Below are 22918 nucleotides of genomic sequence, written 5' to 3' on the forward strand. Positions count from 1 at the left end.
GGGAAAACGCGGCGACCGGGCGAGGGCGCGGGAGCATATGTGCGGTGACAAGCGTGTCCGTATCAGGCCGTTGACGTTCCGAGCTGTGGCGGCGGCTGCGCGAGCAGTGTTGATGGCTGCGCGAGCTTCCGTGTGGGCTCGGGATGGCGCTGGTCGACGGGGAGAAACGGGGCGGGCGGGGAAGGAACCACGTGTGGCAGGCCTCGCAACTCCCCCGTCGGCCGGGGGACTTCTGGTGATTCAGCCGGTTCGGCGGGAGAAGCAGTGCTGCGCGTGCCGGCGGGGGCCGTTGTCGCTGCTGGTCGTCGAAGACGGTGCGCCGCGCTGTCTGGACTGCGTCGACCTCGGCCATCTGGTGTTTCTGCCACGTGGCGACACGGCGCTGACCCGGAGGTCGCGGGAGGAGAGCTCGCTGTCGGCGGTCGTGGTGCGGTTCAACCGGCGCAAGGGCCGTTACGAGCGGCAGGGCGTGCTCGTCGAGGAGGCGGCCCTGGCCCGGGCCGAGGAGCGGTGCCTGGCCGACGCGGAGGCGCGGCGACGGCGCCGGGCGCGCGACGCGCGGCGCAGGGCGGCGGAGGACGTGCGCTTCGCGGACGCGTTCGCGGCGGAGATCCGGCGGCTGTTTCCCGGCTGCCCGGACGACCGGGCGCGGGCGATCGCCGCGCACGCGTCGGTACGGGGCAGCGGCCGGGTGGGGCGGAGCGCGGCTGGGCGTGCGCTGACCCAGAGGGCCCTGACGTATGCGGTCGTGGCCGCCGTACGGCATGTGGACACCCCGTACGACCAACTGCTGATGAGCGGAGTGCCCCGGTACGAGGCGCGGAGGCGGATCGCGGCGGGTGTGGAGACGGTGCTGCGCGGCTGGCGGTCAGTGGGCGCGGAGGCCGGTTGAGGCGGAGCTGTTTCCGGGCCGGAGGCGGTGGCGTCGGTGCGGAAGCTGGACGTTCGCGTATGTTTCTGCGGGCCTTGGCGATGGTCACTGTTCTCGCGTGGGAATTCACTTGAGGTGACGGTGACAGCGACGGTGGTGGGTGTGGACATGATCGAGGGGCCGTACTTCGTACTGATCCTGCTGGGGGCGCTCGGGACGGGGCTGGTGGCCGGGGTGTTCTGCGGGTTCTCGACGTTCGTGATGCGCGGGCTGGCCGCGTTGCCGACCGCGCAGGGCGTCGCGGCGATGAACGCGATCAACGTGGCCGCGGTGACACCCGCCTTCATGCTGCTGTTCGCGGGGTCGGCGGTGGTGTGCGCGATGATCGCGGTGGTGACGTTCGTTCTGTGGCCCGACGACGGGAAGGTGGAGCTGCTGCTGGGCAGCGCGCTGTACCTGTTCGGTTCGTTCGGACTGACCATGGCGGCGAACGTGCCGCGCAACGACTCGCTGGCCCGGCTGGAACCTGGCACGGCGGATGCCGCCGCGTACTGGCCGACGTATGTGCGCGAGTGGACCCTGTGGAACCACGTCCGCACGCTTGCCTCGGCCGCCGCCGCGCTGGTGTACGTGTTGGCACTCACCTGAGGGCGACCCCGAGAAAGGCCTCGTGGGGAGCGCTGTCGACCGCTCTGCGGGGGTGGCCGGGGAGACGTATCGTGGCCGGAAGGGTGCCCCTCGATGGCACACGGCCCGTCGTGTCGCGTACGCAAGGAAGACGACCATGGCCGATCCCAAGGGTTTCATGACCACGCCCCGCGAGGAGTGGCCGCGCCGGCCTGTCGCGGAGCGGGTGCAGGACTGGCACGAGGTGTACGTCCCCGGGGCGCTGCTGCCCATCATCAGCAAGCAGGCCGACCGCTGCATGGACTGCGGCATTCCGTTCTGTCACGACTCGTGTCCGCTGGGCAATCTGATACCCGAGTGGAACGACCTGGTGTCGCGCGAGGACTGGCGGGCCGCGAGCGACCGGCTGCACGCAACGAACAACTTCCCGGAGTTCACGGGGCGGTTGTGCCCGGCGCCGTGCGAGGCGGGGTGCGTGCTCGCGATCAACCAGCCGGCGGTGACCATCAAGAACGTCGAGTGCGCGATCGCCGACCGGGCCTGGACGGACGGCTTCGTGCCGCCCCGGCCGCCGGACCGGCTCTCCGGGCGTACCGTCGCGGTGATCGGCTCGGGACCCACGGGGCTCGCCGCCGCGCAGCAGCTGACCCGGGCGGGGCACACCGTCGCCGTGTACGAGAAGGACGACCGGATCGGCGGGCTGATGCGGTACGGCATCCCCGAGTTCAAGATGGAGAAGCGGCATCTGGAGCGGCGCCTGGGGCAGATGCGCGCGGAGGGAACCAAGTTCCGCACGTCCACAGTGGTTGGGCGGGACGTCGAGGCGACCGAACTGCGGGCGCGGTACGACGCCGTGGTGATCGCCACGGGAGCGACGGCGTGGCGGGAACTACACCTTCCTGGGCGGGAGTTGATCGGAATACACCAGGCGATGGAGTATCTGCCGCTGGCCAACCGGGTGTGCGAGGGAGACCTGGAGGTGTCACCGATGTCCGCCACCGGGAAGCACGTCGTGATCGTGGGCGGCGGCGACACCGGGGCGGACTGTCTGGGCACGGCGGTGCGGGACCGCGCGGCGTCCGTGACCCAGCTGGACATCTACGCCCAGCCGGGCGCCGAGCGGGACGACGACACCGAGCCGTGGCCGACGTACCCGAAGATCTACCGGCTGTCCGGTGCGCACGAGGAGGCGCGTGACCTGGAGACGGCGCCGGCTGCGGACGCCGACGCCCGGCTGTTCGCGGCGTCGACGCTCCGCTTCATCGGGGACGAGAGTGGGCACGTGCGGTCGCTGCACCTGGTCGAGGTGGACGAGCGGCGGCGGCCGTTGTCGGGTACCGGGCGGACACTCCCGGCCGACCTCGTGCTGCTCGCCCTCGGCTTCTCCGGTCCCGACCTCGAGGACGGGATCGTCGACCAGCTCGGGGTGGCGTTGCAGCCGCGTGGCACGATCGCCCGGGACCGGGAGTTCGCGACGAACGTGCCTGGCGTGTTCGCGGCGGGCGACGCGGCGCGCGGGCAGTCGCTGATCGTGTGGGCGATCGCGGAGGGGCGGGCGGTGGCGGCTTCGGTCGACCGCTATCTGACGGGGAGTTCCCAACTGCCGCAGCCGATATCGCCGTACGACCGGCCGATGGCGGTGTGACGGGCCCGGGGAGGGACGGGCCGGGGGGTGGTGAGCTGGATGAGCAGCGCTGCCAAGACGCGAATCAGCCCCGGCGGTCGTCCGTGCCCGCCACCTTGCCCGTCGACAGTGCCAGCCGGTTCCACGTGTTGATCGTGAAGATCAGGGACAGGACCTGGGCCAGTTCCCGGTCGTCGAAGTGGCTCGCGGCCTCGGTGTAGACCGCGTCCGGGACGCCGGCGTCGGCCACCAGGGTGACCGCCTCCGTCAGGGCCAGGGCCGACTGTTCCTTCGGGGTGAAGAAGTGCCGGGCCTCGCGCCACACGGCGACCATGTGCAGGCGGTCCTCGCTCTCGCCGGCCTTGCGGGCGTCGTTGGTGTGCATGTGCAGGCAGTAGGCGCAGTGGTTGAGGTGCGAGGCGCGGATCTGGATCAGCTCGACCAAGGCCGGGTCGAGGCCCTCGCGGGCGGCGGCGTCGAAGCCGATGAGGGTGCGGAAGACCTTCGGGGCGGTCTTCGCGAAGTCGAGGCGCGTGCTGTGCGTGGTTGTTTGCGTCGTCATGTGCATCAACCTACGGGCGGGAAAGACCGGCTGTAGGGTGCATTTTCATGACGGAATCGTGGGTCAATTCCGCGGAGCGGATCGGTGTCGATCTGCATCTGGAACTGTCGGGCACGGGCGGGCGGCGTGCCGCGCTGATCCGGGCGCTGCGGGAGGCCGTGCGCAGTGGGCGGCTGGCTCCCGGGACCCGGCTGCCGCCGTACCGCTCGCTCGCCGCCGACCTCGGAGTCGCCCGCAACACGGTCGCCGACGCGTACACCGAGCTTGTCGCGGAGGGCTGGCTGACCGCCCGGCAGGGCTCGGGCACCCGGGTCACCGAGCGACGCGATCGGGCCGAGCGGTGCGAGCCGTTGCGACACGCCGTACGCGTGCCCACAAAGACACCTCCACGCGCGCGTGGGCCACGCCACGACCTGAGGCAGGGCACTCCGGACGCGTCGGCGTTCCCGCGGACGGCCTGGGCGGCGTCGTACCGGCGGGCGCTCCAGGCGGCGCCCAACGAGGCGTTCGGGCCGGGTGATCCCGCCGGGCGCGTCGAACTGCGGGAGGCGCTCACGGAGTACCTGGCACGCGTGCGTGGCGTGCGTACGGAACCGGGGCGGATCGTGATCTGCTCCGGGTTCGCGCACGCACTTCGGCTGCTCTTCGGCGGCGGGGTGCTGCGTGGTCCGCTGGCCGTGGAGGCGTACGGGCTCGGCTTCCACCGGGAACTGCTCTTGGCGGCCGGGGTGCGGACGGTGCCGCTCCCATTGGACGAACACGGGGCAAGGGTCGACCGGTTGGGGCGTCAGCGGGCGGTGCTGCTCACGCCCGCGCACCAGTTCCCGACGGGCGGACCGCTGCACTCCGAGCGCCGGGCCGCCGTGATCGACTGGGCACGCGCGCGTGGCGGGGTGGTTCTGGAGGACGACTACGACGGGGAGTTCCGGTACGACCGCAAGCCCGTCGGGGCGCTCCAGGGCCTCGGCCCCGACCGGGTGATCTATCTCGGCTCGGTCAGCAAGAGCCTGTCACCGGCGCTGCGGCTGGGCTGGATGGTCCTTCCGGAGCAGTACGTCGGCGCCGTCCTCGCAGCCAAGGGCGAGCGGGAGGCGTGGGCGAGCGTCCTGGATCAGCTGGCCCTCGCCGACTTCGTGGTCTCCGGGTCGTACGACCGTCATGTGCGGCGTATGCGGCAGCGCTACCGGCGCCGCCGTGACCGGCTCGTCGAGGCGCTCGCCGCACACGCGCCGCACATCGAGGTGACCGGTATCGCGGCCGGGCTGCACGCGGTGCTCCGGCTCCCGCCCGGAACCGAGCGCTCCGCCGTCAAGGCGGCCACCTGGCACGGCGTCGCCCTCGACGGACTGGCCGAATTCCGGCACCCGGACGCAGAGTCGGCGGAGGGAATACCCGACGGCCTGGTGGTCGGCTACGCCACACCCCCGGAGCACGCGTACGCGGCGGCACTGGACGCACTGTGCGCCACAATGCCGCCGCGCTGAGCGGCACTACCCTCAGTACCGACGCGACTACCCCTTCCGCCCCACCGCCCCGTACCCCGGTATGACCCCGTCGTCCTGACCGGGAACCGGATCGCCCAGTTCGGGGTGCCAGCGGTGGACCCCTTCGACGCCCGGGGCCACCAGTTCGAGCCCGTCGAAGAAGCGGGTGAACTCCTCGCGGGAGCGGAGGGCCAGGGTGACGCCCGCCGCCTTCAGCTTGGCCGTGGCCGCCGCCGACTCCTCCGGGGTGAAGTCGGCGGTGGCGTGGGTCATCATCAGGTGGCTGCCGGCGGGGAGTTCGGACAGCAGCCGGTCGACCAGCTCGTGCGCGCCGTCCTCGTCGGAGATGAAGTGAAGCAGCGCGATCATCGAGAGCGCGATCGGACGGTCGAAGTCCAGGACGCGCCTGGCGCCCTCGATGATCGCGTCCGGATCACGCACGTCGGCCTGGAGGTACTCCGTGACGCCCTCGGACGTACTGCGCAGCAGGGCCGCCGCGTGGGCCAGCACGATCGGGTCGTTGTCGCAGTAGACGACGCGGGCGTCGGGTGCCACCGACTGGGCGACCTGGTGCAGGTTCGGCTCGGTGGGTATGCCGGTGCCGATGTCCAGGAACTGCCGTACGCCCTGCCCTGTCAGCCAGCGCGTGGCCCGGTGCATGAACGCACGGTTGACCCGGGCCATCACCGGCACCCTGGGCTCGAGGGCCAGCATCTGCCGGCCCATCTCCTCGTCGACGGGGTAGTTGTCCTTGCCTCCGAGATACCAGTCGTACATGCGCGCGGGGTGCGGCCTGCTGGTGTCGATCTCGAGGGCGGCCGTGCTGTCCTGCCCGGTCATGCGGCACTCCGTAAGTGTCGGACGCAGTTGATGATCAAGTCAGTACCAATTTAGGGAAGTTGAGTTAGACACAAAATCAATGGGCCGGTTCTGGACAGTTCAGGACACCAGGAAGTCCGCCTCTCCCGCCTTCGCTCCTTCGATGAAGGCCGTCATCTCGGCCGGGGTGTAGATCAGCGCCGGTCCGTCGGGGTCGGTCGACTGACGGACGGCGATGCGGCCGTCGGCCAACTTCATCGCCTCCAGGCAGTTGCCCCCGTTGCCACCGCTCCACGGCTTGTGCCAGCCCTCGCTGCCCAGCTCCCGCGCGGGCATGCCGTTGTAGATCCGCTGTCCGCCGAGCAGCGGCCTGGGCTGGGACTTGATGCGATCCATTCACAACTCCTTGCGGAGATCCCGGAGGATCTCCTTCGTGCGATGTGCCGTAGCGGCCTGAGCCGCCATGCGGTCCATGACCTCGAGGTGGGTCGCCACCTCAGAGCGCGCGTCCAGGTAGACGGCGCCGGTCAGGTACTCGCTGTAGACCATGTCCGGCAGTTCGGACACGGCAAATCGGAACAGCACGAAGGGCCCGTACGTCCCGGGGTGCGGCCCGTCGGCGAACGGGGCGACCTGGAGCGTCACGTTGGGCATCTTCGTGGCCTCGAGCAGCTTGTCGAGCTGCTCGCGCATCACCTCGGGGCCGCCGACCGGACGGCGCAGCGCCGTCTCGTCCATCACGGCCCAGAAGCGGGGGGCGTCGGGGCGGGTGAGCAGGTCCTGGCGCTGCATGCGCAGCTGGACATGGCGCTCGATGTCCTCGGGGCTGGTCTGGCCGATGGCGCCCGACTTCAGAACCCCGCGCGCGTAGTCCTCGGTCTGCAGCAGCCCGGGTACGAAGTGCGGCTCGTACGAGCGGATGAGGGCGGCCGCGCCCTCCAGGCTGACGTACATCGAGAACCAGCCCGGCAGGATGTCGTGGAAGCGCTGCCACCAGCCGGGCTTGTTGGCGTCCTCGGCCAACTGCACGAAGAGGTCGGCCTCGTCTTCGGAGACGCCGTAGGCCTTCAGGAGCAGCTGGAGGTACGGGATCTTGAGCGTGACCTCGGCCATCTCCATACGGCGGACGGTGGCAGGGGCGACACGGAGGATACGGGCGGCCTCCTCGCGCTTGAGCCCGGCGCGTTCCCGGAGGTCCAGCAGGCGTCGGCCGAGGACCACCTGGCCCACGGTCGGCGCGGACCGCGGCTCGCTCACGCTCCCACCTCCACGAGTGAATTCCGAACTGGATGCCGAACCAGACATCAACTGGATGCCGGCTCGATGTCGAACCAGACACCGACCCAGCCACCGAACTGCATGCTGAACCGGACACCGAACCGAACCCCGAACAAAAAGGGGTCGGAAACCAACCGTGTATCGACCACATAGTGACCGAACACCGTCCGAATCCTGACAGCCCTGCGGCGCCATTCGAAGATTCATTCGAAGACTTGCGGATCTTCGATGATCCCAACTGGCGCCGCGGGATGTGCTGTTGCGAGCAGTGTGCCACGGCCCCTCACCGCGTCACACAGCACTCTGCATTTTTCAGAGTGCTACTTGCCAAGTGTTCACGGCGGGGCGATAGTGGCAAGCGTGATTCCGTCCGCGCCCTTAGGAACAGACGCCGCCGCAGACCGCCCCGGTCTCGGTGCCGCAGCGGGAAAGACCCCTGGTGGGGTGTCTCCCGCGCGCCGGTTCCGGTTCGAACTGGCCGCACATCCGGGTTCTCCCGCTCAGGCGAGACGCCTGACGCGTGCCCGGCTGACCGACTGGTCGGTCTGCGCGGGCACCACCGACACAGCGGTCCTGGTCATATCCGAGCTGGTCACCAACGCGATCGTGCACACGGCGAGCAGCCGTGTGGTGTGCGAACTGCACGACCACGACGACACGGTGCGCATAGCCGTGCGCGATGAGGGCTGCGCCCCCGGCGAGCCCCACCCGTCCCCGCAGCAGCCCGAGGAGGAGCACGGGAGGGGACTGCTTCTCGTCGACGCCCTGTGCCAGAGCTGGGGTGCGCAGGAGCACGGTCCCGGTCTGCTGGTCTGGGCCGAACTGCCGCGCGAGGACGACGCCGTCCGCGACGGGGGCGAGCCGCGCAACGACCTGGGCTGGGGTGCCCGCCCCAAGCCCGGGCAGTCCCGGGGCCCTGGCGAGGAGGAACGGGGGCAGCGGCAACGCCGGGCGATACCTGAGGCGAGGACTGCAGAAACGGCGGAGACACGACACCCGGCGAGGCCCGAATGGCTGTGAGCGGCGCTCCCGGCCTCGGCCATGTACTCGGACTGGACACCTTGGTGCGGATGCAGCGCGGACAGCGCACCCCGGGCGCGCCCCGGCCCCTCCCTCTCCCCGATGGCATGACCGCCCCGCTGGGCTGTGACGCCGTGGCGGTGCCGGCCCACTTCGGACGACTGCTGCTGCCGCGGCTCCCCCGCGTGGGCTGCCTGTACGCCGACGCGTCGCACTGGTGGTGGATCGTTCCGTCCGACTCGGACTACGCCCTCTCCTGGCCCGCCCCGGCCCACTATGCCGCCGGCGCCCCCGTCCCCACGGCCGCACGTCTGATCAACCGGCCGGACGGCACGGTTCCGTACACCCCGCCGATCCCGCTCTATCTGGCCCTGTGCCGGGTCACCGGTACGACGCCGGACTGGTCGCGGCCCATCAGCGCGTGATCCCTGCGGGCTCTGGTCGGGGGTTCCTGGACCGACGCAGGCTGAAGCAGGGAGGTGACCGCGCCTCCCCCGTGCAGCGCACGGCCGTAGACACGCACCGCCGTACCCCCGGCGTACGCCCCACCGCCCCCCACGCCTCCGTACGCGCCCTGCCTCACGCCCGGCCGCCCCGCGATAGTGGCCGTCCGTCCATGTCCGGGGGAGGTCGATGGTGGGGAAGAGGCGCGGTCGGGTCACGCCCGAGGTGTCCGAGTCGGAGCAACTGCTGTTCGGTGGGGCCCTGCGCTACGACATGGGGTGGAACCAGCACAGGGAGGCCTTCCTGGAGTTGGACTTCCGGGCCATGGTGACGCGGTTGCCCGGCATGCTGGCCTCCAGCTTCCGGCTCGCCCGGAAGGCCGACGCGGGGGCCGCGCGGACCGTGTTGATCGCCGAGACGGGCCGGGGCGTCGCCCAGGCGGTGAGCCTGCTGGCCGTGAACAGCGTGCTGGGGCGACTGATCGGCAGCGGTGCGATCGAGGATCGGATGCGCGGCGCCGCGCCCGCCCTGGTCGCGATGGCCGCCCTGATGCTGGTGAACGCGCTGCTGCGGGCCGCGTCGACGTACGCCACGGGACGCCTGGAGCCCAAGGTGGAGCGCGTGGCGACCGAGCTGTATCTGGAGCGGGCCGCCGCCGTGGAGCTGGCCGCGATCGAGGACCACGCCTTCCACAAGCTCCTCGACACCGCCCAGTACGGCGCCATGTCCGCCCGCCGCATGATCATGTATGGCACGCGCGTGGTGAACGCGGTGATCTCGCTGGTCGCGGCGGCCGGTGTGCTCACCGTGCTGCACCCGGCGCTGCTCCCGCTCCTGCTGACCATGACGCTGCCCAGCGCCTGGGGCGCCCTGACCAACGCGCGGCGCCGCTATGAGTCGTTCCACACCTGGGTGCAGCACGCCCGCGCCGGACACCTGATCGGCAGCCTGCTGACCGAGCCCGAGGCCGCCCCGGAGATCCGGGTGCATGGCGTCGGCCCGTTCCTGCTCCGGCACTTCCGGGCCATGTCGGAGACCGCGGAGGCGGAGCAGGCGCGGCTGGCCCGGCTCGCGGCGCGCACGGGACTGATCGCGGCTGCCTGGTCGGGGCTCGCGACCGTGGCGACGTACGCGACGCTGGGCGCGCTGCTGCTGTCGGGGGCGATGGCCCTGTCCGTGGCCGGTACGGCGGTGATCGCGATCCGCACCGGTTCCGCCAGCCTGGACACGCTCGTCCTGGAGATCAACCAGCTGCACGAGGAGGCCCTGTTCGTGGGCGATCTGGAGCGGCTGTACGTGGAGGCGGCCGAGCGGGCGATCCCGGTCGGCGGGGAGCCGCTGCCGGCGGATCCGCGGGAGATCCGGTTCGAGAACGTCACGTTCAGCTATCCGGGCGAGGCCGCCCGCCCCGCGCTCGACGACGTCACGCTCACCCTGCCGCTGGGCCGGATCGTGGCGCTGGTCGGTGAGAACGGCTCGGGCAAGACGACCCTGGTCAAGCTGCTCGCGGGCCTCTACAAGCCAGACCGGGGCCGGATCCTGTGGGACGGCGTCGACGCGGCGACCGCGGACCGGCACGCGCTGGCCGAGCGGATCGCGATGGTGGCGCAGGACTTCAAGCGCTGGCCGTTCACCGCGCGCGTCAATGTGGCCGTGGGCCGCTCCTCGGCGCCGCTGACCGAGGAACGGCTGGCCGCGTCGGTCTCGGAGGCCGGCGCGGAGGGGGTGGTCGCGGATCTGCCGCGCGGTCTGGACACGCTGCTGGCCCGCAACTTCAGCGGCGGGCACGAGCTGTCCGGCGGCCAGTGGCAGCGCCTCGGCATTGCGCGCGCCGCGTACCGGCGCGGGCGCATCCTGATCGTGGACGAGCCGACAGCGGCCCTGGACGCGCGGGCCGAGCTGGAGGTCTTCGAGAAGATCCGCGCGCTGGCGGGCAGCGGGCAGACGGTCGTCCTGATCACGCACCGGCTGGCTTCGGTGCGTCATGCCGATCTGGTACATGTCCTGGAGCACGGCCACCTGGTGGAGTCCGGCACCCCGGACGAACTCCTGGCCACGGGTGGCGTCTACGCGGAGCTGTACGCCCTCCAGGCGGAACAGTTCACGACGAAGCTCCCCGAACCGAAGGCAAGTTGAGCCGTCTCAGTCACTGACGTCGCCACCCCGGACTATCACCAGAAACGTGTCCGTCGCGAGGTCCATCACGACCTCGGCGGGCAGGCCTTCGAGGCGTCGCGCGTGCGCGAACTCCTCGGCCGGCCACGAGCCTCGCGGTCCACCGGCGGGAAAGCGCTCGAGCACCGTTCGCCCGTACACCATCCTCCTCCTCCAGTAAGCGTCGTTCTTGTAGGAGTTAACGCTCTGGAGGGGAAAAACGCCTCGCCCGGTCACGGGACTGAGACCTAGTCGACATCGACTCGACGCGGAGGGTGAGAGTCTGTTGACTTTCCGACACTTCGGGAACCGTCCGTGTCAGTACTCGTACTCGCCGTGTCAGTATTCGTACTCGTCGTGATAGCGCACGCGGTCACTGCCGTCCGGCGTGCGCCCCAGTGCCGTCAGGTCCAGCAGCCCGCCGATGGAACCGAGCCCTTCGAGTACGCCCTCGGACGCCGAGTACGTGTGGAACACGCGGTCGTGTTCGCGCAGGAAGCAGCTGAGGCCCGGCCGCTCGACGAGTCGCCCGTCCTGCTCGAGGGTCACCTCGAAGTCGCGGTTGAAGTCGTTGTCGTACGACGAGAGCCAGGGCACCGTCCAGCCCATGCGCGCCTTGAACGGCAGGATCTTCGTGAACGGCGCCCGGGAGACGGCCGCGAAGGACGTGTCGCGCGCATACAGGTGCGCGAGGTGTCCGATCTGGTCCAGGAACGCCGAGCAGTTGGGGCACCCGGCTTCCCACTCGGGCGCGAACATGAAGTGGTAGACGACGAGTTGGCTGCGTCCCTCGAAGAGGTCCAGCAGGCCGGCCTTCCCGTCGCCGCCCTCGAAGACGTACTCCGTGTCGACCTCGACCATGGGCAGCCGGCGCCGCTCCTCGTCGAGCACGTCACGCGCGTGCCTGACCGCCTCCTCCTTGACGAGCAGTTCCGCGCGTGCGGCGCGCCACTGTTCACGCGAGACGATCTCCGGTTGCGGCATGGGTCCCTCCTGTACGGCGGTCACGGCGACACGTTGTGGGTGGTGACCGAGGGCGAGGGGGGAAGTCATCGGTCGGGAGGTAGATTTTTTTTCGCGAGGCCACAGAGCGTGCGTCGGCTCAGGTGTCGTACTCCTGGATTCGCCGGCCGTGGCTCCGGTCGACGAGCGCGGGCAGCCGTGACTCCAACTCCCCTACGACATCGGGCACATCGATGGTCAGCAGTTCGCGGTCGCGCATCAGGATGCGGCCGTCGACGACGGTGGTGCGCACGTCGGAGGAGCGGGCGCTGTGGACGAGTGTGGCGGCCAGGTCGTGGACGGGCCGGGTGTGGGGCCCGGTGAGGTCGACGAGGACGATGTCGGCCCGGTGTCCGGGAGCGAGGGCGCCGATCCGGCCGCGGAGACCGATTGCCCGCGCGCTCTGCAGGCCGGCGTGGTGCAGCGCTTGACGGGACGTCAGCCAGCGGGGGTCGCCTGCGACTGCCTTCTGGACGAGGGAGGTCAGGGCCATCGACTCCCACACGTCGAGGGAGTTGTTGGAGGCGGCGCCGTCCGTGGCGAGTCCGACGGGCACGCCGGCGTCGCGCAGCGCCCGGATCGGAGTCGTTGTGGGCCAGGCGAACTTGAGGTAGCCGCGGGGCGCGGTCGCCACCGCCGTACGGCCGCCCGTGCGGGCCAGGAGCGGCAGGTCGCGGTCGAGAATGCCGGCGCCGTGGGCGATGAGCAGGTCGGTGTCCAGGAGCCCGGTGCGGTCCAGGACCTCGATCGGGGTGACGCCGTGCCGGGCGAGGCTGGTGTCGGTCTGGTCGCGGTTCTCGGCGGCGTGGAGATGCACGGGCAGTCCGTGCTCGCGGGCGAGTTCGGCGGTGGCGGTGAGGTCGGCGTCGGTGACGGTGTAGGGGGCGTGCGGGGCGAGGGCGGTGGTGATGCGGCCGTCGGCGCCGCCCCGGTGGCGCAGCGCGAACTCCAGTGATTTTTCCCGCCCTTGGGGTCCCTGCGAGGAGAAGTAGGCCTGGCCGAGGTGTGCCCGGATCCCGCACTCGGCGACGACGGCGGCGACCGCGTCCATCGCGAAGTAGTGGTCGGCGAAGCAGGTGACGCCACCCCGGATCATCTCGGCACAGGCGAGTCGCGCGCCCAACTCGACGTCCTTCTCGGTGAGGTTGGACTCGACGGGCCAGACGACGTCGTTGAACCACTCCTCGGTCGGCAGGTCCTCGGCGAGACCGCGCAGGGCGACCATCGGCGCGTGCGTGTGGCAGTTGATCAGGCCGGGCATCGCGACCTGTCCCCGGGCGTCGATACGGTCGACGGCGGGCAGTTCCCGTACGGCCTCGGTATCGGTCACGGACTCGACGGCACCGTCCCGTACGACGATCGCCGCGTCCTCTCGGAATCCGATGCGTTCTTGATCGTCGTGCACAAGGGCGGTGCACCCCGTGATGATGAGATCGGCGGGAGCGGGACTCATTGCGCCAACGTACGGCAGTGTCGGCAGGCCGCGTGAGCCGAACCGCGCATCCGGCCCTGGCTCTGTCGCGAGGCCGGTCCGGGCGAGCACTCTGGGCACACCACAGCCCGCGTCCGGCTTCGGAACTTCGGTCCCGCTTCGGGAACTTCCGTCCGGCTTCGGGAACTTCGGGAAGGAGCCCGGCATGATCGTCGGCACCTGGAACCTCGAGAACCTCTACCGTCCCGGTGGCCCGTACGGCCCCAAGGACAAGGCCGCGTACGAGACGAAGCTCGCCGACCTCGCCGGCGTGATCACCGAGCTCGACCCGGCGCTGCTCGGCGTCCAGGAGGTCGGCGAGCCCGGCGCCCTCGAGGACCTGGCCGGCCTGCTGAACGGGACCTGGCATCTGGCGCTGTCGGAACATCCCGACGGCCGGGGCATAAGGGTCGGCTTCCTCTCCCGGTCGGAGCTGCGGGTGGCGTCCGACACGGCAGCGTTCCCGGCGAAGCTGCGGCCTGTGCAGGCGGACGACTCGGGGCAGGCGGTGGCGCAGGCTGGGCGCGGCTTCCTGGCGGTAGCCACGGAAACCCCTGCCGGACCGCTGACAGTGGCCGTGGCGCACCTCAAGTCCAAGCTGCTGTCGTACCCGGGCGACCGCTTCGTGCCGCGCGACGAGGGCGAGCGGGCGCGCTTCGGGGCGTACGCCCTCTATCGGCGGGCCGCAGAGGCGACGGCGCTGCGGGCGCTCGCGGACGATCTGCTCGACGAGGAGGGCCGTTCGCGGGACGTGGCCGTCCTCGGCGACCTCAACGACGAGGTGCAGGCCGCGACCACCCAGATCCTGCTCGGCTCACCCGGCTCCGAATTCGGCACCCCCGGCTACGACCGCCCGGACCAGGGCGACGCGGTACGGCTGTGGGACGCGGCCCTGCTGATACCGGCAGCCGAGCGTTACTCCCGCGTCAACTCCGGGCGCCGCGAACTCATCGACCACGTAATGGTCAGCCACCACCTGGCGCACAGGGTGACGGAGGCGGGCACCGGGCTGCCGGGGGCGGGCGCGCCGGCGTTGCCGTCCGTGGGGGCGGACCCGGCGGCCCGGCGCGGGGCACCGGGGTCGGATCATGCGCCGGTGTGGGTGCGGATCGGGTGACGGTCCTCACACCGAGACCGGCAGCACGCTGAGCCCGAGCCGCTCCCTCTCCAGCTCCAATTTCCCGATCAATTCCTCAAGTTGCCGGGTGTGGCGCGCGGTGAGGCGGCCCGTGTCGTCGAGGTGGACCGCGCAGGCCGTGGTCGTGTCGACGAGGCGTTCGAGGGTGGCCGCGACGGTGTCCGTGCCCTCGGTGTGCCGGGCGAGGTTGGGTAGTTCGGCGGCGGAGAGGGCGATGGCGGCTCGGGCGGCGGCGAGCGTGCTGTAGGCCTCACGGCGCAGGGCCCACCGCTCGGCCCGGTCGCCGGAGCGCTGGGCGCGTAGGGCGTGGGCGAACCAGGGGGGTGGTGCAGGGAGGGCGCGGGACACGGGGCTCCTGTCCGGACGAGGGCGAGGTATGCCTTCGGGCGATGGTGGCCGGGGTCGTGTTCCAGCGTAGGCGAGTTGTGCGGAGGGGACGCGGCGGGCGTATTTCCGTGGCGTGACAGTCGGCGGGAGATACACGTTCTTTATGTTCACGGTGAACGCGAGCGGACCCGAGGGCGTAGCCTGCCCCCGGGTCCTGGAATGCCACCCATCTTCACACGCCGGCGCGCTTGAGGACCCGGGTCAGTCATGAAGTCGTCGCGTCCTGCCTTTGGACCACCGCGCATCGAGCTGCGCGGGCAGGACTTGAACCTGCATTTCGACGTGCTGGGGCCCGAGCCCGGTCGATCCGGCGATCGGCGGCGAATGCTGAGTCTGGAGCGAGAGTCTGAGATTCACCGCGGTCCGTCCCGTACTTCCTTGGTGGGTACGGCCGCTCATCACGACAAGCTTCAGCTTCAGCTTGCGCTCCTCGCGCACCCCGGTCACCAGGGCCGGGGAGTCTGTAAGGGCACGTGAACGCTACGCGCCCCGCTGTCCGAAGAGGTACCCGAACACGGTGTCACCGACCCGCTGGTCGACGACATCCGCGCCGTTCGCCTCCTCGCGGGCGAACTTCACGGCCTGCTGCAACTTCTCGACGCGGTCGAGGAGTTCGTTGACACGGCGGGCGGGGAGGGAGCCGGAGAACTTCACGGTGGTCCAGTGCCCCACCGGGATGTCCTCGTAGTAGACATCGACCTGCGCCGGGTGCTTCTCGGTCGCCTCGGCCTTCACATGGTTGCGCGGCACCTTCTTGGTCCGCACCGTCCGCACCGGCTCCGTCTTCCACGCGTCGGTGGAGGGGTCCTGCATCCAGGACTCGGAGGCGTCGAGGATCGGCAGCTTCCGCACGAAGGTGTGGAGGTCGACGAGCTGCTTCTCGAGGAACAGCAGGTAGGACACGGGCACTTCGGCCACGAGCACCCGGCCGTCCACCTTCACGTCGGCCCGCGCGGTGCAGTTGGCCCAGTCCTTCGTGGCGGTCACGTCGAACAGCCGCGTCAGCGTCGCCGCGGTGTCCCGCAGCACGTCCTCGGCCTTGACCTGCACCCGCGTGGACTCGGGCGGCAACTGCTCGCCCTCCTCGTCCTTCGGCTGGTAGGTCCGCGAGATACCGGCCAGCAACGCGGGCTTCTGCAGACCGTGATGGGCCGCCGTCAGGTCCTGATGAGCCTTGGACTTGATGCCCTTCTCGACTGCGATGATCTGATTGAGTTTCGCCACGACAAGGACCGTAGCAGCGGTAACCGCCTTGTCCCGAAGGATTATTCGAGGGTGAACGGGTCCCCGGGCAGTGTCTGCCTCTGGTCGGAGAAAAGCCCCTCCGGCGGTTGCTCGATCGGCAGGGGCTCGTGGCCCTGGTGGCCGTCGGCGCATCGGGCGAACGGTCCGGTGATCGGGTCCATCAGGGCACGCACATGCGGATCGACGTGGTGGGTCCACCAGTTCGACATACCCAGTCCCGCGTCCCAGCGCAACGCCTCCCAGGCCCGCCATACGGAGTCCAGCCGAGAGAGCGCCTCGGCGTGGCGGTACCACTCCGTGCACCACACTCGCCCGGATTGGGGAGTGGGACTCGGGACGAAATAGATGAACCGGTCCTCGACGAATTCGGCGACATTCGGATAGAACAATTCCGACGGGCGGGCGGCGCTCTCCTCGTCCCGTCGGATGTCCTCCACCGACTCGTCCCGCTCCTCCTCGTGGAGTGGTGATGTCATGGCGTCATGCTCCTCATCGCAGTCGTAAGTCATCGGCCTCGGCGTGGTGGCCGATGCGGTCCAGAACCATCGCGAGCCTGGTGACAGCCCATCTCAGGTTGGCCTGCCTGCTCGGATCCCGGTCCACCACGTCCTGATAGAGGCGGACGGCCCGGCGCGCGGGCCCCACCGCTCGGGCGCCCCGGCGCACATCGTGCCGAGCACTCAGGCTCAGCGTTCCGGCCAGTCGGGAGAGGAGGTAGGCGCTCCGGTCCGGCGCTTCGCCGGGGCGCCCGGTCAGCGTCCGGCAGAGCTCCTCCGCCTCGAGCGCGGTGCGCCAGGCCGCGGCCGTCTCCCCTGCCATCGCCCGCCCGTCGGCCAGTCGCAGGAGAGCGAAGCAGAGGTAGCGCACCTGCTCTTCCCGGTCCGTGCCGAGCAGTCGGCGCCGAAGGGGCACCTCGTGCTCCGCGATGCGGACGGCGTCGCGGTAGCTGCTCGTCTGCAGCAACGCACGGCACAATTCCGCACAAGTGTCGGCCAGTCCCGCCTCATGTCTCGCGTCGCCGGCCGACAGCTCCACACGCAGTTCGTACGCCTCCCGGAGCACGGGAACCGCCCGGTAGACCGTCGACCGGGACCTCAGGTAGCTGGCGCCCAGGTCGTGCAGGCAGTAGGCCAGCCCCTCGCGCCCTTCCGCGTTGACGCGGGACCGTCGGCGGTACTCGGGCAGAGCCTGACGCAGCAGGATGCGCGCCGCGACCTGACGGTCGTGCCTCTGGTACAGGTCGGAGCCGTCGTGGAGGCCGAACGCATGGCTCTCCGAGTAGAGGCTGGGGGCGTACCTGCTGAGTCGGCTCCGGATGGCGAGGGCCTGGTTCAGGGCGGCGAGCGCGTCCGCCGAGCGGCCCAAGGCGTCGTAGGACTGGGCGAGTTTGAGGGCAATTCCGGACTGGGAGTTCAAGTCCCTTGCATTGAGCGGCAGTTCGGAGCCCGCGTAGATCCGAAGGGCCTCCTCGTATCCCTCCGCCGCTGCCCGGTCGTGTCCGGCACGCGCCTGGAACGTGGCGAGCGTGCTCACCGAATCGGCCAGGCTGGGCACGGTGATCCCGTACGGATCGCGCGCCAGAGCCCTGCGATGCCCGATGGCCTCCTCGATGGATTCCAGCGCAGCCTCGTGATCACCGTCGTCGAACTGCTCCCAGGCCAGGTTGTGCAGCAGCTGAGCCAGGTTGGAGCGGTGGACCTCGGGAAGCTCCTCGGCCAGCGGGCGCATCAGGGCTATGGCCTCCTGTGCCAAAGCCATCGACGCGCCGACAGGTGCGGAGGCGTTGCTGAGTTCGACCTCCAGGCCCTTCAGTGCCTGCGCGAGGTCCGCGGCGTAGGCGTCCTGGTTCTCCATCGCCAACCGGCGAGACGCCTCGACCGCCTCCTCGCTCAGCGGCAACGCCTCCGCGTGGCGCTGAAGGCGCCAGAGGCTCGTGCCCCGCTCCGTCAGCGCCGCGGTGAGCAGGATCGGGTCCAGATCGGGGTGGTCGGCGGCCAGCTTGCGGGCACGCTGGAGGGCCTCGTCCGTGTACTCGTCGGACTTGGCAACCTGGTCGAAGCGGATCGTGCTCGGATCGAGCCACCAGACCACCCGTGACAGGTTGACGAGTGCTCGCACCAAGCCGCGCTCGCGTTTCTCCCACTCCTCACCGTCCGCGTCCGCCAGCGCGCGGAAGAGGTCCAGCGCCCGCCGGCCGGACTCGTGCGCGTCCGTCAGGCGCCCGGTCATGCGCGAGGCGTACGACAGAGTCAGCAGCGAGTCGGCCCACTCCGTGCGGTGGGTCACCGACCCGTCGTCCGCCAGCCGTTGCCGGATCGCCGCCGCTTCCCCGGCCGCCGCCCTGGCGTCCGCCCAGCCGCCGACCGCCAGTTGTCGCTCGGCGAGGTTGTGCAGTGCCCACGCGCGGTCGCGGAGCGCCTGCGAGTCGTCGCCGGTGGCGTGGCACAGCCGGCTCAGTTCGCGGGCGACGTCGAGTGCGTACTCGCGCAGCACATGGGTCTGTTCGGGCAGCGCGTCGGAGTGTGCGCGGAGCATGGCGGCGGTCAGCGGCGCCTCGGCGGGGACCGTGCGCAGGGCCTCGCGCAGCCTGTCGACCACGTCGCGCGCTTTGTCCTTGCGGTTCTCGTTGGCGTGTGCCACGGCGGACCGGGCCAGCACGGTGAGGGTCTGCACCCGCTGGTGATCCGGGGCCAGAGCGAACAGTCGCCCGAGCGGCCCCGTCTCGCTGATGATCTGTTCGGAGGCGTGGAACTCCGCCAGCCGGTCCGGCTCGAGCCGGCCCCAGTAACGGCCCTCGGGCGGTGGATACAGGTCGCGCAGCCAGGCGACGACGTCCGCGACCAGCCGCGGCGGCCCGTCGGGCAGCAGCCGGTCGATGGTCGCCCGCGCCTCCCGCTCGTCCCGCGCGGGACACAGCACGGCCGCCGCCACCGCGTCGAGCAGTTCCTGCTCCCGAGCCCCCATGCCCCGCCCACCGGCGGTGTCCAGCCAGTACGTCTCCTCGTGCTTCAGGAGTTTGGCCTCCAGCGCGTCCTCGTCCCGCTCGGGGATCCGGACGTGGCGCAGCAGCGCGGCCAGGGCCGCCATCTGCACGGTCAGCGCCGTCTCGCCCCTCGAGCCCTCCCTGGGCTGGGCGGACGGAAGGGCATCCACGAGCCCGGGCCAGTCGATGTCCGAATCGCCGGTCACCTCCGCGAGGCGGCGGGAGAGATCCCGGGCCGCCGCCCGGAACGCCCGCTCCCGGCCGTCGGCGCCGGGGCTGAGCGCGTGCAGCCTGATCTCGGGGAGGGCGCCGGTCGCCCTGATTCCCCAGGAGCCGAGCGAGCGGGCGAGCAGCAACAGACGCACCGGATACCCGGACTCCTCGGTCTGCTCCCGCAGCTCCCTGACCAGTTCGGGCCGGGTCTCGGCATAGTCGACGACGAGCAGCAGCGGATGCTGGACCATGCGCAGCGCGCGCAGGCCCTCCGGTTTGCGGAGCACCTGACCGGCCACCCAGCCCTGGTCCCGCATCCGCGCCATCAGCTGCCGCGCCAGCCGGGTCTTGCCCTGACCGCCGGGGGCGGTCAGCACGCGGGCCGAGGGGGCACCGTCCGGATCCGTCAGGCACCACCGCTCCAGCTCGGCAAGGGTGTCCTCCCTTCCGTGGAACGACACCACCTCGGCGTCGGCCCGCAGCAGCATGGTGGGGGAGGTCAGCTCCCGCTTGGGCGGCGCGGGCTCCAACAGGCGGACGAGTTCGGCGGGTTCGGGCTGCGGGTCGGCGGAGGTCGCCTCGCGGACCACCGCACGGAATTCGGGGCAGGCCAGCAGGTCCTCGCTGCGGGTGTACGTCAACCGCGTGCCCACGTCCGGTCGACGGTCCTCCCAGACCACGCCGAGCAGCAGCTTCTCGTCGGCCAGGAGGACGGCGGCGCCCGACATCCCGGACCAGTGGGTGGTGTTCCGGGCGGTCTCGGGGTCGAGCCCCGTGGTGTCGTACGCCAGCAGGCCGGCGTTGTCGAGGATCTCGAAGGCCTCACGACCACCGTGCGGCCTGACCCGGCCGGTCAGCTTCACCCTGCCCCGGCTGATCTCCTTCTCCGGGCCCTGGCCGGTCTCCGTCCGCTGCTGCCGCGGGAATCCCACGGCGGCGACCGGCACTTCGGCCCCGCTCGTCACACAGCGACCCCAGCGCTGCGGGCGGCGGCCTCGGGCACCGCGCAGCGTCTCGGGCGCCTCCCAGTCCCGGACCTCGGCCGGGATCTCCAACAGGGCGGCGTCCACGGTCTTGTCGAGGCGTCGCCACCGCTCCACGACGGGGAAACGCGCGGCCGACTCCGGTAACGCGACGGTGATCTCCCCCGGTGTGTCGGGCTCCGGCAGCAGATGCGCGGCGGTCAGGACCAGCCGCGGCGCGATCAGATACCCGCTGCCGAAGCTCGCGCCGCGAACCTGGACGACCCGCTTCTCCTCCATCAGCCAGCCCCCGGACTACTCGACGTCGCCCACGGCCACGTTCCCGCCCCCGCGTTGCTCCGGGTTCAGGCGCAGGGTCACGCGCTGAGCCGACCGTACCGAGCGCTCCCCGCGGGCGTTGGCCTCCACGACGCCGAACCGCAGCGCCCCGCCGCCGTTCCGCGTCCGCACCAGCTCGATCTCGAACTCCGCGGTGATCTCGCCCAGCACGAAGCGCAGTTGGGAGTCCTGGCCCCGACGCTGCGCCTCGGACAGCTGGTCTCGCAGCACGTCGATGGCATCGGCCAGGTCCAGCCAGTCCTCGTCGTTGCCCCCGCGCGCCATGCCCCAGCCTCCGTTGCCCAAGGGAATGATCCCAACGCGCTTCATTGTCACCCGCGGCACCCGCTCGTGCACAGCGCTTGGGTGATCAGAAGTCGAAGAGTCTCTCCGCCTCCGACACACCACGGATCAACGCTTCCGGTCGGGCCGACAGCCCCCCGATGACCGTGTCGATCTGCCGCAACCCGGCCCGCTGCAGCAGCAGTTTCTCGTTCGTCACCCACTCCCCACGTGCCGCGAGCACTGCGTGGGCGGGCTCCGCGGCGGCCACCGCCAGCGCTCCGGCGACCTCGGTGAGGCGGCCGTGCGGGGCGCGGTTGGCCTTGGCGTAAGCGGTCGTCGTGAACGACGAGGAGCAGTACTCGATCTGGCCGAACGACCGGGAGAACGCGCTCGGTTGGCGGGACGAGGGGAAGACGGGCACCAAGGAGGAGTGCATGGAGTACATCAGGAAGGTCTGGACGGACATGCGGCCACCCAGCGTGCGCCGCCAACTGGAGGGGCCGGCGTAGGTCCGCTGGCTCCGCCGTGGTCACGGCCAAACCCCGACGTGCGCCGATTCACCACTTCGGGCGATGATCACGCTTCCGTCCCACTCGTCGGCTACGCCGTCGACGCCCCCGCCGAGATCGACGGGGTGGGCGTCGTGACGCTCGACTTCAAGGGTGGGATCCGCACCCGGTCGAGAAGACCGGCACCTCACTCGACCGGCTCGTTCTACGCGAACATTTCGTCCGCCAGCTCCAGGAGCCGGTCGACTTCACCCCCGCCGACTCGCCGGACAAGCCGCTCGCGCAGCCGAACCCCCAGGAGTGATCACACACAGGTATACTCACATTACGTAATCAGGTAAACACACTTGGTAGTCGATGAGGAGAGGGAGCGATGACCGAACTCACGGGAACGCTGCGGAAGGCCAGGGAGACGGGCATCATCGTTCTGGGGCATCGCAGCAGTTCGGTGCCGTTCTCGTACGTCGCGGACGGCTCGGGACGGCCGGTGGGCTTCTCGCACGAGGTGGGGCTGCTGGTCGTCGAGGCGGTGAAGACCCGCCTGGGCTTGCCCGATCTGACCGTCAGGTACGCGGCGGTGACGCCGCAGAGCCGCATCACGCTGGTCCAGAACGGGACGGTCGATCTGGAGTGCGGCACCACCGCGCACACCTCGGATCACGCCAGTCAGGCCGGATTCTCGACCACCCTGCTCCTGGACGACGTACGCGTGATGGCCAAGGCGGGCTCGCCCGGTGCGGGCGGAGCGATCGCTGATCTGACGGGCCGGAACGTGGTGGTCACCGCCGGCACCGTCGCCGAACGGCTGGTGAAGGCAGCCAACGCCGAGCAGCAGCTCGGCATCAACGTCATCGTCGCGCAGGACGTGGGCGAGGCCTGCCAGATGCTGGAGCTGGGCCGGGCGGCGGCCCACGTGGAGGACGGCATGGTCCTGGAGGCGCTCCGCGCCACGAGGGTCAGGAAGCCCGCGGACTGGGTGGTCGTCGAGAAGCCCCTGCGGCGGGTGGCGCACGCGTTCATGCTGCGCAAGGAGGACGACGCGTTCGCGGCCCTCGTCAACGAGACGGTCGCGACCGCGCAGACCGACGGCACGATGGCCAGCCTGTACGAGAAGTGGTTCGAGCACCCCGTCCCGCCGAGGAACACCCCGGTCGGCCTGCCCCTGACCACGGAGAACAAGACCCTGTTCGACACCCCGACCGACAAGCCCTTCGACTGACCGTCCGCGCCCGCTTCCGCATGAGCTTCAGCCGCCGCCCGAAGCCGTGGACTCCCCCGCGCCCAGGGTCCGGCGGAGCCGGGCGGTGACCTCGGCGGTGCCCTGGTCCAGGTGGCGACGGTAGGTGCTGAAGGGGACTCCGAGCCGGGCGTGGCGCCGCGTTGGGTGCCGGGCCGGTCGTCGGTGCAGGTGGCGGTCAGTGCCCGCTGATACTTGAGGGTGGTGAGGTCGCCGCCCAGTGACTCCAGTACGTCCAGCAGTGCGCGCCGCAACGCGTCCCCG

The 22918-nt window shown here is 70.7% G+C and carries 23 protein-coding genes; 10 read left to right on the top strand and 13 right to left on the bottom strand.

The genetic code is table 11. The annotated features are described in order from the left end of the window. Positions 1-193: 193 nt before the first annotated feature. The 3 genes from ACFYXB_RS11380 to ACFYXB_RS11390 all read left to right on the top strand — a co-directional run bounded on the left by ACFYXB_RS11380 (position 194) and on the right by ACFYXB_RS11390 (position 3143). Positions 194-892 (top strand): DUF2293 domain-containing protein, encoded by a 699-nt coding sequence (locus tag ACFYXB_RS11380; protein WP_389580403.1) that lies wholly within the window; start codon positions 194-196, stop codon positions 890-892. A 147-nt stretch (positions 893-1039) separates the two neighbouring features. Next, complete coding sequence (locus ACFYXB_RS11385; protein WP_389580920.1) at positions 1040-1519, top strand: DUF1772 domain-containing protein; 480 nt, start codon at positions 1040-1042, stop codon at positions 1517-1519. 136 nt (positions 1520-1655) lie between these two features. Then, positions 1656-3143, top strand: a complete 1488-nt coding sequence (locus tag ACFYXB_RS11390) for a glutamate synthase subunit beta (protein WP_351346957.1) — start codon at positions 1656-1658, stop codon at positions 3141-3143. A gap of 64 nt (positions 3144-3207) precedes the next feature. On the opposite strand, the gene ACFYXB_RS11395 is transcribed toward ACFYXB_RS11390, so the two are convergent. Next, complete coding sequence (locus ACFYXB_RS11395; protein WP_389580407.1) at positions 3208-3690, bottom strand: carboxymuconolactone decarboxylase family protein; 483 nt, start codon at positions 3688-3690, stop codon at positions 3208-3210. Between the two features lie 41 nt (positions 3691-3731). On the opposite strand from ACFYXB_RS11395, the gene ACFYXB_RS11400 reads away from it, so the two are divergent. Next, on the top strand, positions 3732-5168 hold the full coding sequence (locus ACFYXB_RS11400) for a PLP-dependent aminotransferase family protein (RefSeq protein ID WP_389580410.1): 1437 nt from the start codon (positions 3732-3734) through the stop codon (positions 5166-5168). Positions 5169-5195: 27 nt separating this feature from the next. Here ACFYXB_RS11400 and ACFYXB_RS11405 read toward each other — a convergent pair whose 3' ends face one another. The 3 genes from ACFYXB_RS11405 to ACFYXB_RS11415 form a co-directional block, all read right to left on the bottom strand. Next, a complete protein-coding gene (locus ACFYXB_RS11405; protein ID WP_389580413.1) occupies positions 5196-6008 on the bottom strand; it encodes an SAM-dependent methyltransferase in 813 nt (270 codons plus the stop codon). A gap of 99 nt (positions 6009-6107) precedes the next feature. Continuing rightward, positions 6108-6383, bottom strand: a complete 276-nt coding sequence (locus tag ACFYXB_RS11410) for a DUF397 domain-containing protein (protein WP_351346965.1) — start codon at positions 6381-6383, stop codon at positions 6108-6110. Then, positions 6384-7244: a helix-turn-helix transcriptional regulator gene (locus tag ACFYXB_RS11415; RefSeq protein ID WP_351346967.1), complete on the bottom strand. Its 861-nt coding sequence runs from the start codon at positions 7242-7244 to the stop codon at positions 6384-6386. It lies immediately after the preceding gene. 372 nt (positions 7245-7616) lie between these two features. Here ACFYXB_RS11415 and ACFYXB_RS11420 point away from each other — a divergent pair, with 372 nt between their 5' ends. From ACFYXB_RS11420 to ACFYXB_RS11430, 3 genes are all read left to right on the top strand, one after another. Continuing rightward, positions 7617-8285: an ATP-binding protein gene (locus ACFYXB_RS11420; RefSeq protein WP_389580416.1), complete on the top strand. Its 669-nt coding sequence runs from the start codon at positions 7617-7619 to the stop codon at positions 8283-8285. Further along, the gene (locus ACFYXB_RS11425; protein WP_351346971.1) at positions 8276-8710 is read left to right on the top strand and encodes a hypothetical protein; all 435 of its coding nucleotides are present in this window, start codon (positions 8276-8278) and stop codon (positions 8708-8710) included. The genes ACFYXB_RS11420 and ACFYXB_RS11425 overlap by 10 nt, the downstream gene beginning before the upstream one ends. A 208-nt stretch (positions 8711-8918) precedes the next feature. Continuing rightward, a complete protein-coding gene (locus ACFYXB_RS11430) occupies positions 8919-10865 on the top strand; it encodes an ABC transporter ATP-binding protein (protein WP_388496670.1) in 1947 nt (648 codons plus the stop codon). A 6-nt stretch (positions 10866-10871) separates the two neighbouring features. On the opposite strand, the gene ACFYXB_RS11435 is transcribed toward ACFYXB_RS11430, so the two are convergent. From ACFYXB_RS11435 to ACFYXB_RS11445, 3 genes are all read right to left on the bottom strand, one after another. Next, positions 10872-11048 (bottom strand): hypothetical protein, encoded by a 177-nt coding sequence (locus ACFYXB_RS11435; protein ID WP_351346975.1) that lies wholly within the window; start codon positions 11046-11048, stop codon positions 10872-10874. A gap of 174 nt (positions 11049-11222) precedes the next feature. After that, positions 11223-11867 carry a DUF899 domain-containing protein gene (locus ACFYXB_RS11440; protein WP_389580420.1) on the bottom strand — a complete coding sequence of 215 codons (645 nt, stop codon included), beginning with the start codon at positions 11865-11867 and terminating at the stop codon, positions 11223-11225. A gap of 118 nt (positions 11868-11985) precedes the next feature. Next, entirely contained in the window at positions 11986-13338 is a 1353-nt protein-coding gene (locus ACFYXB_RS11445) for an amidohydrolase (RefSeq protein WP_389580423.1), read from the bottom strand. A gap of 184 nt (positions 13339-13522) precedes the next feature. Between ACFYXB_RS11445 and ACFYXB_RS11450 the strand changes: the two genes are divergently transcribed. Next, entirely contained in the window at positions 13523-14473 is a 951-nt protein-coding gene (locus tag ACFYXB_RS11450; RefSeq protein ID WP_389580426.1) for an endonuclease/exonuclease/phosphatase family protein, read from the top strand. Between the two features lie 6 nt (positions 14474-14479). Here the strand turns inward: ACFYXB_RS11450 and ACFYXB_RS11455 are convergent, their stop codons facing one another. From ACFYXB_RS11455 to ACFYXB_RS11480, 6 genes are all read right to left on the bottom strand, one after another. Then, on the bottom strand, positions 14480-14842 hold the full coding sequence (locus ACFYXB_RS11455; protein WP_389580428.1) for a hypothetical protein: 363 nt from the start codon (positions 14840-14842) through the stop codon (positions 14480-14482). Between the two features lie 519 nt (positions 14843-15361). Then, positions 15362-16105 (bottom strand): hypothetical protein, encoded by a 744-nt coding sequence (locus ACFYXB_RS11460; RefSeq protein WP_389580430.1) that lies wholly within the window; start codon positions 16103-16105, stop codon positions 15362-15364. 41 nt (positions 16106-16146) lie between these two features. Continuing rightward, on the bottom strand, positions 16147-16602 hold the full coding sequence (locus tag ACFYXB_RS11465) for a DUF4913 domain-containing protein (RefSeq protein ID WP_389580432.1): 456 nt from the start codon (positions 16600-16602) through the stop codon (positions 16147-16149). 13 nt (positions 16603-16615) lie between these two features. Then, entirely contained in the window at positions 16616-20584 is a 3969-nt protein-coding gene (locus tag ACFYXB_RS11470; RefSeq protein ID WP_389580435.1) for a trypsin-like peptidase domain-containing protein, read from the bottom strand. A 15-nt stretch (positions 20585-20599) separates the two neighbouring features. After that, a complete protein-coding gene (locus ACFYXB_RS11475; RefSeq protein WP_351346990.1) occupies positions 20600-20908 on the bottom strand; it encodes a trypco2 family protein in 309 nt (102 codons plus the stop codon). An 85-nt stretch (positions 20909-20993) separates the two neighbouring features. Then, positions 20994-21125, bottom strand: coding sequence for a hypothetical protein (locus tag ACFYXB_RS11480; protein ID WP_389580438.1), 132 nt, complete (start codon positions 21123-21125; stop codon positions 20994-20996). Positions 21126-21246: 121 nt separating this feature from the next. On the opposite strand from ACFYXB_RS11480, the gene ACFYXB_RS11485 reads away from it, so the two are divergent. Next, positions 21247-21417, top strand: coding sequence for an MbtH family protein (locus ACFYXB_RS11485; RefSeq protein WP_389580441.1), 171 nt, complete (start codon positions 21247-21249; stop codon positions 21415-21417). A 373-nt stretch (positions 21418-21790) separates the two neighbouring features. Then, positions 21791-22636 (top strand): transporter substrate-binding domain-containing protein, encoded by an 846-nt coding sequence (locus tag ACFYXB_RS11490; RefSeq protein ID WP_389580443.1) that lies wholly within the window; start codon positions 21791-21793, stop codon positions 22634-22636. The last annotated feature ends 282 nt before the right edge of the window (positions 22637-22918 follow it).

It is taken from the genome of Streptomyces sp. NPDC002619 (genome assembly GCF_042889305.1).
Classification (GTDB): Bacteria; Actinomycetota; Actinomycetes; order Streptomycetales; family Streptomycetaceae; genus Streptomyces.

Bases quoted from the DNA above. Each gene is read 5' to 3' on its own strand.
- ACFYXB_RS11385 (WP_389580920.1), top strand. From the start codon at position 1,040: ATGATCGAGGGGCCGTACTTCGTACTGATCCTGCTGGGGGCGCTCGGG.
- ACFYXB_RS11390 (WP_351346957.1), top strand. From the start codon at position 1,656: ATGGCCGATCCCAAGGGTTTCATGACCACGCCCCGCGAGGAGTGGCCG.
- ACFYXB_RS11395 (WP_389580407.1), bottom strand. From the start codon at position 3,690: ATGCACATGACGACGCAAACAACCACGCACAGCACGCGCCTCGACTTC.
- ACFYXB_RS11400 (WP_389580410.1), top strand. From the start codon at position 3,732: ATGACGGAATCGTGGGTCAATTCCGCGGAGCGGATCGGTGTCGATCTG.
- ACFYXB_RS11405 (WP_389580413.1), bottom strand. From the start codon at position 6,008: ATGACCGGGCAGGACAGCACGGCCGCCCTCGAGATCGACACCAGCAGG.
- ACFYXB_RS11410 (WP_351346965.1), bottom strand. From the start codon at position 6,383: ATGGATCGCATCAAGTCCCAGCCCAGGCCGCTGCTCGGCGGACAGCGG.
- ACFYXB_RS11425 (WP_351346971.1), top strand. From the start codon at position 8,276: ATGGCTGTGAGCGGCGCTCCCGGCCTCGGCCATGTACTCGGACTGGAC.
- ACFYXB_RS11430 (WP_388496670.1), top strand. From the start codon at position 8,919: ATGGTGGGGAAGAGGCGCGGTCGGGTCACGCCCGAGGTGTCCGAGTCG.
- ACFYXB_RS11435 (WP_351346975.1), bottom strand. From the start codon at position 11,048: ATGGTGTACGGGCGAACGGTGCTCGAGCGCTTTCCCGCCGGTGGACCG.
- ACFYXB_RS11440 (WP_389580420.1), bottom strand. From the start codon at position 11,867: ATGCCGCAACCGGAGATCGTCTCGCGTGAACAGTGGCGCGCCGCACGC.
- ACFYXB_RS11445 (WP_389580423.1), bottom strand. From the start codon at position 13,338: ATGAGTCCCGCTCCCGCCGATCTCATCATCACGGGGTGCACCGCCCTT.
- ACFYXB_RS11450 (WP_389580426.1), top strand. From the start codon at position 13,523: ATGATCGTCGGCACCTGGAACCTCGAGAACCTCTACCGTCCCGGTGGC.
- ACFYXB_RS11465 (WP_389580432.1), bottom strand. From the start codon at position 16,602: ATGACATCACCACTCCACGAGGAGGAGCGGGACGAGTCGGTGGAGGAC.
- ACFYXB_RS11470 (WP_389580435.1), bottom strand. From the start codon at position 20,584: ATGGAGGAGAAGCGGGTCGTCCAGGTTCGCGGCGCGAGCTTCGGCAGC.
- ACFYXB_RS11475 (WP_351346990.1), bottom strand. From the start codon at position 20,908: ATGGCGCGCGGGGGCAACGACGAGGACTGGCTGGACCTGGCCGATGCC.
- ACFYXB_RS11490 (WP_389580443.1), top strand. From the start codon at position 21,791: ATGACCGAACTCACGGGAACGCTGCGGAAGGCCAGGGAGACGGGCATC.